Origin of the sequence: Kitasatospora sp. NBC_01287, from assembly GCF_026340565.1 — a bacterium.
Lineage (GTDB): Bacteria > Actinomycetota > Actinomycetes > Streptomycetales > Streptomycetaceae > Kitasatospora.
In genome coordinates this window covers 8,057,128-8,069,696 of record NZ_JAPEPB010000001.1, presented here as the reverse complement: position 1 = coordinate 8,069,696, position 12,569 = coordinate 8,057,128, and the positions used below count along the sequence as shown (strand labels likewise).

Here is a 12,569-nt window from a genome sequence, read left to right as displayed (position 1 = left end):
GGTGACCCAAATCCAAGAATACCGATCATCACAGCCCCCTCGGAGCCGCGCTGAAACAACGGCGTTAGTCATGATTAGGCGATTCCAGGCCTCAGTTTTCATCTCTTTCAGCCCTTCCAGAAGATCCGGATGATACGGCCTCCGTACGGAGAGTCTTCGAACGTGTGGATTTGGAGGTGCGGCAGATCTCCATCCGAGTTGCTTGGCCCGTGGCCGACCACCCGACCATCCGCGCCGAGTCGGTCATCCCAGTGGTAGGTTCCACTCTTTGAGCCGAAGAACTGCCTCGTCCCCTTTCCGTCAAACCCAGCCGCATTCCGATAGCCATCCCCCTGGAATTTCCCGAGAAATAGCTCTTCTGCATCAGAACGAGAACCGACCCGGATGCTCGTAGAACCGTTGTCGATTGCTCGAGCGCCCCCCGAAACCCTACTGTTCGACCAAGGGACTTTGCACTCGTCGGGGGCGAGTCCGAGTGGGTCGCTCCAGGTGTGGGGGTTGTGGACGTAGGTGGTGGGGTTGGGTGCTGGTGCGAGGCCGAGGGGGTCGGGGCTGAGGTAGCGGGCTGTTTGTGGGTCGTAGTGGCGGTGGAGGTTGTAGTGGAGGCCGGTTTCGGGGTCGTGGTATTGGCCGGGGAAGCGGAGTGGGGTTGTGGTGGTGGTGGTGGTGTTGCTCGGTTGGGTGGTGGTGCCCCAGAGGGTGGTGTGGGCTTGCCAGGCGGTGGTGCCGTCGGGGTTGAGGAGGTGGGTGGGGGTGCCGATGAGGTCGGTGATGATGGTGTGGAAGCGGTGGTCGATTTCTTCCTGGTCGGGTGTGGTGGCGAGGTGTTCGGTCTGGGTGAGTGGGTGCAGGCCGTTGTGGTTCCAGGTGAGGGTGTGGGGGCCTGGGAGGGTGGGACTGTTGGCGCTCTGTTCGGCGAGGGTGGTGCCGTCCCAGGTGAAGAGGGTCCATTCGGCGGTGGCGGGGCATTGTTTGGCGATGCGGCGGCCGAGGGGGTCGTAGTGGTAGAGCCACAGGGTGGCGTCGGGGGTGGTGACCGCGATGAGGCGGTCTTCGGGGTCCCAGGTGTAGTGCCAGGTGTCGGTGCGTCCGGAGAGGGTGCGTCGGCGGCGGGTGGTGATGCGGCCCTGGGCGTCGTGGGTGTAGTGGATGCGGCCGGCGGTGGTGATCCGGGTGCCGGTGTGGTTGCGGGTGCCGTGGGCGCTGTCGTCGTGGGCGGGCCAGGTGGCGTGGGTGAGGTTGCCGGTGTCGTCGTAGGCGTAGCGCTCGGTCCAGTGGGTGGCGTGGACGGCGGTGACGCGGCCGGCGGGGTCGAGGTCGAAGCGGCGGGTGCCGGTGTGCTGGTCGTCGATGCCGGTGAGGTTGCCGTCGGGGCGGTAGTGGTAGGCGCGGTGTTGGAGGACGTCGGGGCCGGTGGTGAGGGTCTGGGTGGTGCGGCGTCCGAGTGGGTCGTGGGTGTTGGTGAGGGTGAGGGTGTCGGTGAGGTGGCGGGTGGTTTCGCGGCCGGCGGCGTCGTGGTCGAAGGTGAGGGTGTGTCCGGTGGTGGTGAGGGCGCGTGGGTTGCCGGTCGGGTCGTGGGTCCAGGTGCTGAGGACGCCGGATGGGGTGGTGCGTGAGGTGCGGCGGCCGAGGGTGTCGTAGGTGTTGGTGAGGGTGTGGCCGTTGACGGTCTCGGTGAGGAGGCGGCCCAGTGGGTCGAGGGTGCGGGTCAGCTGGACGGCGGGGCCGGTGGCGGTGAGCAGGCGGCCCAGTGGGTCGTGGGTGTAGGTGGTGAGGTCGCCGTCGACGTCCTTGGTGGTGAGGTTGCCCAGCTGGTCGTAGGTGTAGTCGATGGTTTCGCCCAGGCCGTTGGTGCGGGCGGTGAGTTGGCCGGCTTCGTTGTGGGTGTAGGTGAGGGTGCGGTTGTCGAAGTCGGTTTCGGCGGTGAGTTGGCCGGCGGCGTCGTGCTGGTAGGTCCAGGTGAGGCCTTGGGGGTTGGTGACCTGGATCAGGCGTAGTTCGGTGTCGTGGGTGAAGGTGTGGCGGGCGCCGTCGGGGGTGGTGCGGGCGGTGAGCAGGTCGAAGTGGGTGTATTCGAAGGTGGTGGTGGCGCCGAGTTGGTCGGTGTGGGTGAGGGTGTTGCCTTCGCCGTCGTGGGTCCAGCTCTCGGTGGCGTTGTCGGGGGTGGTGCGGGTGGTGAGCCGGCCCTCCGCGTTCCAGGTCAGGCGGGTGGTGTGGCCCAGCGGGTCGGTGATGGCGATGGTGCGTCCGAGGGCGTCGCGCTGGTAGGCGGTGGTGGCGCCGAGAGGGTCGGTGGCGGACAGGACGAGGCCGGCCGCGTCGCACCGGACGGCGGTGGTCGCGCCGAGCGCGTCGGTGAGGGTGGCGAGGTGTCCGGCGGCGTCGTAGCCGAAGTGGGTGGTGGCGCCGGTGGGGTCGGTGAGCGAGGTGCGGTTACCGGATTCGTCGTAGGTCTGCCACCAGCCGGCGCCGTCGGGGCCGGTGACGGTGAGCGGTAGTCCCTGCGTGTTGTAGGTGGCGGTGGAGCGGGTGCCGTCGGGGCGGGTGACGGTGGTGGTGTTGCCGGCCGCATCGTGTTCGAAGGTGGTGGTGCGGCCCAGCGGGTCGGTCACCGCGAGGAGGCGGTGGTGGTGGTCGCGGGTGTAGCGGGTGGTGTGGCCGAGCGGGTCGGTGTGGGCGGTGATCTGGTGGCGCTCGTTGACCTTGTAGCGGTTGACGGCGCCCTGGGAGTTGGTGGCCAGGGTCAGGCCGGGCCGGTAGTCGTAGCGCCAGCGCAGGTGGCCGCCGGAGCCGCCCTGGGATGTGCAGCGGTCCCGCTCGTCGTAGGCGTAGTCGTAGCGGGAGTCGTTGCGGTCGATCCAGGCGGTCATCCGCCCGGCCGTGTCGTACTCGAAGCGCAGCGGCAGGCCTGAGGAGTTGATCACCTCGGTGAGGTGGCCCTCGGTGTAGCCGTAGCGGACGAGTTCCAGCCCGGCCGAACGCAGGGCGGTGATCCGGGAGTTGGTGACCTCGACTTCCAGGTGGTAGCCGGCGGAGTGCCGGATGCCCATCGGGGTGCCGTCGTGGTCGTACTCGAAGAGGAGTTGGTGGCCGGTCCGGTCGGTGATCGAGTCGAGCGGGGCCGGCACGGAGCCGTCGGGCCGGGCGGGGGCGTCTGGATCGGGGTGGAAGGCGCGGGTGCGGCCCGTGGCCGGGTCGGTGACGGTGTACCGGCCCTGGGCGTCGATCGTCAGCGGCCAGCGCGCGCCGGTGCTCGGCAGGCTGGGCGTTCCGGGCGCGGGGTGGGGGTAGGCGAGGGCGATCGTGTCGCCGCGCAGCAGGACCACGCCCTCGGCGTCGATCTCCAGGCGCTCGTCCAGCGTGCAGGCCCACGTCGGGCCCATCCAGCGCCCGGCGCGGTAGTGGGAGTCGTGGGTGCGGGTGAACAGCAGCGGCAGGACACCCGCCAGGTGCACGTCGCTCTGGCTGAGCGTCATGTACCCGGTGGCCATGTCGATCGGGTCGCCCTCGCAGATGCGCTCACCCGGGTCGCGCCCGTTGACGTTCGGGTCCTTGACCGCCTCGCGGCCCGCTCCGCCCGCGGCGCTCTCGGTGGTGTCCTTGGCGGCGTTGGTGGCGGCGTTGGTGGCGGCGTTCTCGGTGACGTCGATGCCGGTGGTCTCGGTGGCGGTGGCCGCCTCGCCCGCGCCGTCGGTCGCCACCCCGAGCGCGATGTTGGTGAACAGCTTGCCGCCGGCCTCGAACGGGTCGGAGCTCCAGCCGGAGCCGACCAGGGACTTGACCACGTCTACTGGGTGCAGGTCGGCGTGCACCAGGCCGGCGGCGGTCTGGTTGAGGTGATCGAGGTAGGTGGCGGGATGGGTGACGTTGTAGGCGTCCATCGGGTCCAGAGCGCGCCCGAACTTCACGATGTCGGCCCCACCCTTGACCACACCACCGAGCAGGTGGGCGGTCCCCAGCGAACTGCCCTCGTAGAGGTCGACGGCGTCCAGCTTCATGCGCTGGGTGAAGCTCGGCTCGGCGGGCGCCCCGGCCAGGGCGGTGCGCAGCGCTTTGGCGGCCTGGTCGGCGGCGCTGTCGCGCCCCGCGCGGGCGGCGCGCAGCAGGTCGCGGGCGTGGGTGAGGCCGGTGGTGCTGGGGTCCTGGAAGGCGCCGGGGTCGGTGGGCTTCGGGCCCGGGGCGGCGTTCGGGTTGGCCGCGGCGGTGTTCCAGGCCTTGGCGGCCTTGTTGTAGGCGTCGACGCTGGTGTTGTAGGCGTCCTGGGCCTGCTGATGCGCCTTCTTGGCCGCGTTGTACGCGTCGATGGCCTGCTTGGCCTGGCCCTGCGCCCAGGTGACGGTGGTGGAGAAGCCGTCCAGGGCGGTGGCGGCGGTGGCGCAGGCGTCGGCGGCGCTCAACCATTGGGCGGGGTGCGGCTGGAAGCGGGTGCGGAACGCGTCGGCGGCCTGGCCCTTCCAGTGCTCGGAGTCCATCGACTGCAGGCCGCCACCGGTCTCCTGGAACGCGTCGTGGAACGTGCGCAACTGCTTGGCGGCGTCGCTCAACGCCTTAGCGTCACCGTGCACCAGGTCCTTGGGATCATCGGAGTCGCCCAGTTGCATCTCGCCGATCTGCGCACCCAGGCTGTCCGCGACACCATCACCCCAGTGGTCGACCGCGTGGGCGGCGTCGTGCAGCCCCACGAAGTCCAGCATCCCGCCCACCGTGTGGGCGTTCTGGTCGATGACCTTGCCGACCTGCTTCTTGCCGTCCTTGTACAGCCCCTCCAGGCCGTCCCCGACATCGTCCAGGAACCCCATCAGCCCTTGCCCCCCGGCAGTTCACTCGTCGACACCACGACCCCGGGCAAGCCCGGCAGCGGGGCGCTGTTCTCAAGGTCCTTGCCCTCCGCCGCCCACGCCGCCCGCGAATCGGCCACCGCCTTGTCCAGCGAAGCCGCCGAGTCATCGGGACGGGCGAGATCGGTGTACGGATTGTCCGACCAGGTCCGACCCCAGGACTGCCCCTCGACCTGCTCCTGCGTCAGATCCGGGTCACCGATCGCGGCGGAGACCACGTCCTTGAGCATCCCCGAGGCGTACTGCTCCTGGTCGTAGTACATACCCGCCGACAACCCCAGCCGCTGCGCGATCTCGTTGCCGTCATGGACCAGGGTGCGCACCCCCCAGCTCCACCGCTCACAGAAGTCCGCCAACGCCGACTGCAAACCAGGGTTGCCGACCTGCAACCCCGTCAACCCGATCTCGGAGAACCCCCGCCCACCCTCCGCGCTCTCATCGATCCCCAACGTCCTCAACTCCGCGATCGCGTCGTTGATCCCCTTCGCCGTCGCCTTCAACGCCTCCGGGTCCACCGCGTAGGAGTCAGCCATTGGGCATCGCCGAGGCTGGAAGCAGGAACGGCGCCGGGCCGGCCACATCCAGCGCCACCCCGGCCCGGGCGCCCAGCGCGGGAACAGCCACATCCAGCAGCCGCGACCCACGCACCGTCAGGTACTCCACCTCGCCCTCGACCCCGCGCGCGGACGCGAACCGGGCCAACGCCGCCTCGCCAGTGAACGCGTACAACCAGCGCACCCCCTCCGCGTCCCCCGCCAGCGGCTCACCACCCCGGATCGGCAACAGCACCAGCGCCTCGCGCAACTCCCCCACCAGCGCCGGGCCGTCCACCTGCCCCGCGTGCAACGCCGCCAGGCGCGCGACCAGTCCCGTCCCGGACATCAGCCCCCCGTAACGCTCGGCAATCAGTTCGATACGAATCTCACCCTAACCGACGAGAGTGACGGCGCGATCACAGTCCCCCAGAAGCACAGACGCCCAGGTACGCACTCGCGCTACCCGATCGTGCGAGTCGCGACAGCGCGACAGACGGACGGACGGACGCACACCCCCTCCCAGCAGAGCATCTGACGCCAGACAAGGTCGCGCAGCCGATCACTTGATGAGCGGAATTGGGTAGTTCGGGGGACTCTTGGGAAGCTTGGCCGAAGGAGGCCGGCCCATGCTCTCGGCGACGGGTGAATCGCCGCCATCGACGCCGTCTCCACCGCCCTCACCCCCCCCCCCCCCCCCCCCCGGACACGATCGCCGTGAATGCCTGCACCCAACTCACCGACCCCGCCACCATCCAGGACCACAACGTCGTCAAGGTCGTCACCACTCCCGACCATCGCGCCCTGATGTTCTCCCGCCAGCCCATCCCCTACCCCAAGGCCGATCGGCCGACCTACCTGCGCCAACTCGGCCTGTACGGGTTCACCCCCGTCAGCCTCCGCTCCTTCCGCGCTCTCAAGCCCGGCCCCCTCGAAAGGTCCGAGGAGGTGGAACTGCTCCGCCTCCTCGAACACTCCCACCACGTCCAGATGGTGCTCACCCCCGATTCCGGCCTCGCCGTCGACGCCCCCAACGACCTCAACCGCGCCGAGGCTCACCTGCTCTACGGGACGAACACCAAGTAATCTGCCGGTGACCCGCGTGGGGATCAGACGGCGTAGCCGGCCGCGGCCGGGTCGTTGGGGTGCGAGTGGACGGCGGTGACCGTCGAGGTCATCCACGGCCACAGGGGAAGCGTGCCGAGCACCGCCTCCAGCTCGGCCTTGTCGGCGGCCCGCCACAGGCCGATGCTGCGCAGCTCGCCCACGGGGCGCCACAGCCTGACCAGGTGTCCGGCGCGGGCCAGCTCTGCGGCCCGGACGGCCTCGGCCGCGCGCCGGCGCTCGACCTCGGCCGCCTCGGTGCCCTCGGGCACGGTGGTGGTGAGCTCGACCAGGAATTCCTTCATGGCTTCTCCTTTGATGCTGGTGTCACGATTGACGATCGGTCAGGCGGCCTTGAGCTGTGCGGCGATCTTGACGACGCGCTCGGCCTGGATGCGGGCGGCGGTGCGGGTGGGGTCGTCGACGGGGTTGTTGCCCTGGGCGTCGACGTGGGAGGTGCCGTAAGGGTTGCCGTCGACGAACTTGGCCGGGTCGGTGAAGCCGGGAGTGACGGTGATGCCGCCGAAGTGGTGGATTGAGTTGTAGAGGGCGAGGAGGGTGGACTCCTGGCCGCCGTGGGCGGTGGCGCTGGAGACGAAGCCGCTGTAGACCTTGTCGGCCAGCTTGCCCTGGGCCCACATGCCTCCGAGGCCGTCGATGAACTGCTTGAGCTGCGCGGAGACGTTGCCGAAGCGGGTGGGGGTGCCGAACAGCACCGCGTCGGCCCACTCGATGTCCTCGGCGCTCGCCTCGGGGATGTCGCGGGTGGCGGCGTGGTGGGCGGCCCAGGCCGGGTTGGACTCGATGGCGCTGGGCGCGGCGAGCTCGGCGGCCCTCAGGAGGCGGACCTGCGCACCGGCCTTGACGGCGGCGTCGTGCAACGCCTGGGCGATCTCAGCGATGGTGCCGGTGGAGGAGTAGTAGACGATGGCGAGCTTCACAGCGGTGGACACGGGGTTCTCCGTCTCGTCGAGGTGGTGGGGTGGGGTGGCTGGGGTGCCTGGGGTGGCTGGGGTGCCTGGGATGGTTTGCGAGCCAGTGGGAGTCCAGCTCGGCCGGATGTTCACGCCGGCGCCGAGGTCGAGTGCACGATCTCGTGCTGCCATTGCGCGCGCGGCTGCCGGTGCAGAGCCCAGTAGTGCTCGGCGATCAGGTCGGGGTCCGTGTCCGTGCCCGGCACGATGGCGCAGGCCACGGTGACGGTGGCCACGTGCACGCCGGAGTCGCCGTACTCCTGGTCGAGGATGTGGGTGAGCGCACGTACACCGGCCTTGCCGAGGGACAGGCTCGTACTGCGGCTGATGGGCTGCGGCATGCCGCCGGTGATGATCACGGTGCCGCCGCCGACCCGGGCCATCTGCGGGGCCAGGTGGGTCACCGCGTCCATCGCGCCGAGCACGTTCACCGACCACGCGTCCAGGTGCTGCTGCGTGTTCAGTTCGCCGGGCCGGTCCGACCGGATGATAGCGGCGTTGTAGACGAGGACGTCGGGCACGCCGTGCGCGTCCACGGCGATGTCGAGGGCGGCGTGCAGCGCGGCACGGTCGCTGCTGTCGGCGCGCAGTGCGAGCACCGGTACCGAGGTCCGCGTGCCTACTGTGGCGGCGACCTCGTCGACGGCCTGGCTGCGGGCGATCGCCGCGACGGGCAGGCCCTCGCGCCCGAACCGCGCGGCGACCGCGGCGCCCAGGCCCGGTCCGGCGCCCACGATGACTAGTCCTGGCAAGGGAATCTCCTCCGACTCACACGGTGTTGAACGCGATGACCGTAGGTCCTCTCATCGGTGTGAGGAGCAAGCCCTGCGGCATCGCCGCAGGCAGGAAGAGGTAGCGCGGATGCAGATCGGCGAACTCGCCGCCCGTTCCGGTGTGGCGGAGCGGCTTCTGCGGTACTACGAGGAGCGCGAGCTGCTGGCCCCTGACCGGACGTCTGCGGGCCGACGTCGCTACCAGGAGTCGGACGTGGCGCGCGTCAGCACCATCCGCGCGCTGCTCGCCGCGGGTCTGAACACCTCGAACATCGCGATCATGCTCCCCTGCGTGGGGAACGACGCGGGGCAGCTGGTGCCGCAGTGCCCGGAGATGGTCACCCGCCTGGCCCGCCAGCGCACGCGCCTGGACGAGTCGATCGCTGGACTCGAGCACTCACGTCGCCTGGTCGACGCGCTCCTCGCACAAGCAGGGCGATGAGGCTCCGGGCGAGCCGAGGGCAAGCCGGCTTCCCTCGCTCCCGCCGCTGGTGGACGCGCCAGCAACCGGGGGCGACGAGGAAGACGTGACGCCCCTTCAGTTCGCCCAAAGCGGCTACCGCAGCGGTGATCTGGACGCCACGTCGCGCCGTGGTCTCCAAAACGGCACTGTCGCACTCAGTGTCATGATCATTAGACTCTGGGGTGGCCGGCATCGACTGGCACCACAACCACGAGGACCTCGTCCACGCCTTCTGCACCCTCGCCCCGCACGTGCCCGCCGCCGCGAGGGCACTTGACGACTCCCTCGCCGCACTCAAGACCGGCCTCGCCTGATTCCTTGAATCGGTGAGAGGATTGCTCGCTCCGCATAGTCGTAGGGTCCTGCTGACCAATGGCAGCTCGCCTTCTGACACACTGGTGCCATGACAGAGCAACGAAAGGACCATGCCGCGTAGGCGGCCTTCGGACCTGCGTTCGGATCGCCAGAAGTTCCCGGTCGAGCGTGGGCGATATTCGAAGATCGGTCAGGTGTCTGGCTCGGCGCAGGCCGAGATCATCCGCCTGGAGCGAACTCGCTTCGCGCCCGGTGACCTGGGTAAGGCCCTGGCTGCCTGGAGCGAGCTGGCACATACTCCGCGAAAGCGTTCGCCTGGCGTTCGCACGGGATGTGGTGAACCGTCCTGCTGTCCGCCGGAGCCGGACGAATGGCGCGAGCTGCTTGAGATCGCCATGCATGCTCTGCCCTCGAAGTCCGCGCGCGAGCTCGCCCGCATCGTCGGACCTCTGGACAGCAGAATTCTCGATCATCCGGCCTTGAGACACACCGTTTCACCGCGCGGACGATGGTGGCACTTCAGCCGGTGGCCGTGGGAGGACTGACTGCAGGGGCACCGGGCTTTCATCCTGGGTGCAGTCGATCAGTGTCACAGCCGATCGAGGAAGGCGAGGACCTTGTCGGTGGGCTGGTAGCGGCCCGGCCGGGCGGTGACCGGGGTAGTCAGCGCCAGGGCCTTCTCCTTGATGGTCACTTCGGCGTGGACGTAGGCGTCGGTGGAGCGGACGCCGGCGTGGCCGAGCCAGAGGGCGATGACCGTGGTGTCGACGCCTGCCTGCAGCAGCGACATTGCGCAACCATGCCTTGTGTCCGCAGAGCCCGTGTGCGGGTCAGTCCGTGTTGCGATTGAGCTGGTCGAAAGCGGGGACAGCGTTCGCGCCGCTCATCCCCGTCCGTGTTTCATTGCGAGCACGCGCCTGTGAGGCAGGACACACTCCTCGTGGTGTCTTGGGCCATGCTGGCCAGGCCTCACTCGAAGCTCCGGCGGCCCTCTGGAGGGCGGAGTGGGAGGTCGGTCAGACTACGGAAGCGCGCTTGGGGTCCGTGGGGTCAATCTCGTGTTCGTCGAAGAGCTGCTCAAGTGCTTCATGGCCGTGTTCGCGGCGAAATGCGACTTCGGCCGCCGTCACTGGGAGAGTCCAGAGGATGCGCGCACGGCCGTTCGGCAGAGGGCAATGCTCCAGGTCCGGGCCATGAAGGTAGGACAGGCTGGCAAGTAGATGGTCGCATGATGAACCGGGGATCCACGGCTCGCCGATGGGCATGCTGTGCTCAAGATCAAGATGATGTCCGGCATGGTAGTAAGCGATCTTCGCGAGGAGGTCCACGAAGCTCTCGTCGCCTGCTGGGGCGGTCAGAGCGAACTCCAGTCCGTGCCCGTGCTTCTCCGCCGTCGACCAGCAGCCGGCAGTGACGTATGTCCAGCAGCTGCCGCGCGGACCCGGGCTGGCCACGATTACGCGGAGACCTGGGACGGCATCCCGACGGCCAGGCCCGAGATCGTAGGTGCCCGCCCAGCTGATGGCGACGTCGCGCAGGGAACTGGTTTCGGAAGTCGCGAGTGCGTCCCGAAAGGCCTTCGTCAGCGAGACCACCACCAGTTCGCCGTCGCCGACCATGCCGACGAGGCTGCAGTGTCGAGGGTCGGCCTCGATCTCGGCGGCGGACCTGCCCGTGATGAGTTCCTCGACGGGCATCAGCACGAGCACGGGGTCGATGACCTTGACCCGCTGAGATCTCTAGGATTCGGCGGCACGTGAGGCGGCCGTTCCCCACGCTTCGAGATGTCGAGTAACGAAGTGCGAGAGAACGGCCGCTGCCGATGAGCCTGCCCGTCGATGTGCCCGCATGCGACGTATCGAGGCTGCTGTCCCACTTTCGGGTCGAGTTCTACGAGAGCCTCTACGCTCGGGCCGACGCGCTCTTCGAGCTCACGGACGCGGTGCTGTGCACGGATGGGCCGGTGAGGACCTGGTCGAGCTGTCGCTCGTGGCCGAGCACCGGCGCGGGCACGGCGCCCTGTACCAGGCCTTGGACCGGGGCCGGGCCGAGCCTGCCCGTCCGCGCCGAGCTCTGGCCGGGCTGCCGCTGCCCAAGGCCGCCGACGGGCGGATCGTGCTGGCCGTCGACGTCAGCAACTGGCTTCGGCCGGACGCTCCCACCAGCGAGGACCGGCTCTTCTGCCACGTCTACGGACGCGGCGACCGCAAGACGGATCGGTTCGTCCCCGGCTGACCGTACTCGTTCGTTGCCGCCCTGGAGTCCGGCCGCACCTCCTGGGTCGCGCTGCTGGACGCCGTCCGCTTGGGTCCCGCAGACGATGCCACCGGCGTCACCGCCACTCAACTACGCGACGTGGTGCAGCGATTGAAGGACAGCGGCCAGTGGAACGACGGCGATCCCGCGATCCTGATCACGATGGACTCCGGCTACGACGTCGCCTACCTCTCCCACGCCCTGACCGACTTGCCAGTGGTGCTGGTCGGACGCCTGCACTCGGACCGGGTGACGCTCCGCGACGCCGGCCCCGCCCGCTCCGGCCCCAAGGGCGGCCGGCCCCGCAAGCACGGCCGCGTCCTCACCCTGGCCAAGCCCGATACCTGGCACAACCCCGACGTCACCACCTCCACGGACACCGCCCGCTACGGCAAAGCCGAGGCGACGGCCTGGGAGGCTTCGGCGGTACGGTGAAGCCGTGGACAGCGGACCCCAGAGCAGGCAAAGAAGGCGCCAGGCTGATGAATTCCTCGATCCAGGGGTGGAGCGTGCCGCGCACCTTGGCCGCGACCCGCGGTGTGGGTTCACCGAAGGTCCGGCGGAACGGTTGAGGATCCGCAGCACGCGATGCTCACGTGGCGTTCCGGCTCCCCCTGGACACATACGCGCCGAAGACAGAGGTATCGAGATCCTTGAGGGACTCCAGTACCAGAGTGGCAATCGCGAAGCCAGGATCGCAGCGATCAGCGGCCTCGGGAACGGCGACGACCGTCATCTGGGCTGACACGCCAGAAAGGACACCGTTGAGCGAGTCCTCGATCACAATGCACTCGTCGGGTGACGCGCCGAGGGCGGCGGCCGCGCGGAGATAGGCGCCCGGGTGGGGCTTGCCGTGCTCGTCGTCTTCGGCCGAAAACACGGCATCGAAAGATCCGTCAAGGCCGGTGCTCGCGAGCGCATGCCGAATCACCGACTCCGGCGAAGATGACACGACGGCCATCGCCCTCGATGCACGCGCGCACGCCGCGACGGCGTGTTCGGCACCGGGTTTCAGCGCCACTCCCTCCAGCCTGCGGCACACGGCGGCCACGATCTGCTGCTCGACGTCGTCGGGGTCGGCTTGAATGGTGGCCCGATCGAACCAATAGGCCACCATGTCCCTTTGCCGCAGCCCGCGCGTCGCCGCCTGCATCTCCGTTGTGAGGTGCAGGCCAAGCGGACCGAACACTTCACGCTTTGCCGCGTCCCAGATCGGCTCGGAGTCGATCAGAAGGCCGTCCAGGTCGAACAGGACAATCGGTTGCAACGGTTGCTCCTTCGTTGGCGATCACGCGAGGACGAGACGATTCGCT

The 12,569-nt window shown here is 69.0% G+C and carries 12 protein-coding genes and 1 pseudogene; 4 read left to right on the top strand and 9 right to left on the bottom strand.

The annotated features are described in order from the left end of the window. Positions 1-107 precede the first annotated feature (107 nt). From OG455_RS34450 to OG455_RS34440, 3 genes are read right to left on the bottom strand one after another with little or no spacing between them, the layout of a single operon-like run. On the bottom strand, positions 108-4,799 hold the full coding sequence (locus tag OG455_RS34450) for a putative T7SS-secreted protein (RefSeq protein ID WP_266300217.1): 4,692 nt from the start codon (positions 4,797-4,799) through the stop codon (positions 108-110). Further along, positions 4,799-5,371, bottom strand: a complete 573-nt coding sequence (locus OG455_RS34445) for a hypothetical protein (protein ID WP_266300216.1) — start codon at positions 5,369-5,371, stop codon at positions 4,799-4,801. Before OG455_RS34445 ends, OG455_RS34450 begins: the two co-directional genes overlap by 1 nt. After that, entirely contained in the window at positions 5,364-5,720 is a 357-nt protein-coding gene (locus OG455_RS34440; RefSeq protein ID WP_266300215.1) for an SseB family protein, read from the bottom strand. The genes OG455_RS34445 and OG455_RS34440 overlap by 8 nt, the downstream gene beginning before the upstream one ends. A 368-nt stretch (positions 5,721-6,088) precedes the next feature. Between OG455_RS34440 and OG455_RS34435 the strand changes: the two genes are divergently transcribed. Continuing rightward, positions 6,089-6,457 carry a hypothetical protein gene (locus tag OG455_RS34435; protein ID WP_266300214.1) on the top strand — a complete coding sequence of 123 codons (369 nt, stop codon included), beginning with the start codon at positions 6,089-6,091 and terminating at the stop codon, positions 6,455-6,457. Between the two features lie 23 nt (positions 6,458-6,480). Here OG455_RS34435 and OG455_RS34430 read toward each other — a convergent pair whose 3' ends face one another. The 3 genes from OG455_RS34430 to OG455_RS34420 all read right to left on the bottom strand — a co-directional run bounded on the left by OG455_RS34430 (position 6,481) and on the right by OG455_RS34420 (position 8,201). Further along, on the bottom strand, positions 6,481-6,780 hold the full coding sequence (locus OG455_RS34430) for a muconolactone Delta-isomerase family protein (protein WP_266300213.1): 300 nt from the start codon (positions 6,778-6,780) through the stop codon (positions 6,481-6,483). Between the two features lie 39 nt (positions 6,781-6,819). Continuing rightward, positions 6,820-7,428: an NAD(P)H:quinone oxidoreductase gene (gene wrbA, locus OG455_RS34425; RefSeq protein WP_266300212.1), complete on the bottom strand. Its 609-nt coding sequence runs from the start codon at positions 7,426-7,428 to the stop codon at positions 6,820-6,822. A gap of 110 nt (positions 7,429-7,538) precedes the next feature. Beyond that, positions 7,539-8,201, bottom strand: coding sequence for an SDR family NAD(P)-dependent oxidoreductase (locus tag OG455_RS34420; RefSeq protein WP_266300211.1), 663 nt, complete (start codon positions 8,199-8,201; stop codon positions 7,539-7,541). 109 nt (positions 8,202-8,310) lie between these two features. Between OG455_RS34420 and OG455_RS34415 the strand changes: the two genes are divergently transcribed. Together OG455_RS34415 and OG455_RS34410 are read left to right on the top strand one after the other, a co-directional pair. Continuing rightward, a complete protein-coding gene (locus OG455_RS34415) occupies positions 8,311-8,664 on the top strand; it encodes a MerR family transcriptional regulator (RefSeq protein ID WP_266300210.1) in 354 nt (117 codons plus the stop codon). A gap of 203 nt (positions 8,665-8,867) precedes the next feature. Beyond that, on the top strand, positions 8,868-8,999 hold the full coding sequence (locus OG455_RS34410; RefSeq protein ID WP_266300209.1) for a hypothetical protein: 132 nt from the start codon (positions 8,868-8,870) through the stop codon (positions 8,997-8,999). A 590-nt stretch (positions 9,000-9,589) separates the two neighbouring features. Here the strand turns inward: OG455_RS34410 and OG455_RS34405 are convergent. Beyond that, positions 9,590-9,847 (bottom strand): tyrosine-type recombinase/integrase, encoded by a 258-nt coding sequence (locus OG455_RS34405; RefSeq protein ID WP_266301058.1) that lies wholly within the window; start codon positions 9,845-9,847, stop codon positions 9,590-9,592. A gap of 169 nt (positions 9,848-10,016) precedes the next feature. Next, complete coding sequence (locus tag OG455_RS34400; protein ID WP_266300208.1) at positions 10,017-10,709, bottom strand: suppressor of fused domain protein; 693 nt, start codon at positions 10,707-10,709, stop codon at positions 10,017-10,019. A 113-nt stretch (positions 10,710-10,822) separates the two neighbouring features. On the opposite strand from OG455_RS34400, the pseudogene OG455_RS34395 reads away from it, so the two are divergent. Beyond that, positions 10,823-11,673: pseudogene (locus OG455_RS34395) on the top strand (transposase); the annotation flags it as partial. A gap of 175 nt (positions 11,674-11,848) precedes the next feature. Here OG455_RS34395 and OG455_RS34390 read toward each other — a convergent pair. Continuing rightward, positions 11,849-12,523, bottom strand: a complete 675-nt coding sequence (locus OG455_RS34390; RefSeq protein ID WP_266300207.1) for an HAD family phosphatase — start codon at positions 12,521-12,523, stop codon at positions 11,849-11,851. Between the last annotated feature and the right edge of the window lie 46 nt (positions 12,524-12,569).

What these genes read in the sequence shown, in the direction of transcription:
- OG455_RS34415 (WP_266300210.1), top strand. Translation starts at nt 8,311, where the DNA reads ATGCAGATCGGCGAACTCGCCGCCCGTTCCGGTGTGGCGGAGCGGCTT.
- OG455_RS34450 (WP_266300217.1), bottom strand. Translation starts at nt 4,799, where the DNA reads ATGGGGTTCCTGGACGATGTCGGGGACGGCCTGGAGGGGCTGTACAAG.
- OG455_RS34440 (WP_266300215.1), bottom strand. Translation starts at nt 5,720, where the DNA reads ATGTCCGGGACGGGACTGGTCGCGCGCCTGGCGGCGTTGCACGCGGGG.
- OG455_RS34430 (WP_266300213.1), bottom strand. Translation starts at nt 6,780, where the DNA reads ATGAAGGAATTCCTGGTCGAGCTCACCACCACCGTGCCCGAGGGCACC.
- OG455_RS34445 (WP_266300216.1), bottom strand. Translation starts at nt 5,371, where the DNA reads ATGGCTGACTCCTACGCGGTGGACCCGGAGGCGTTGAAGGCGACGGCG.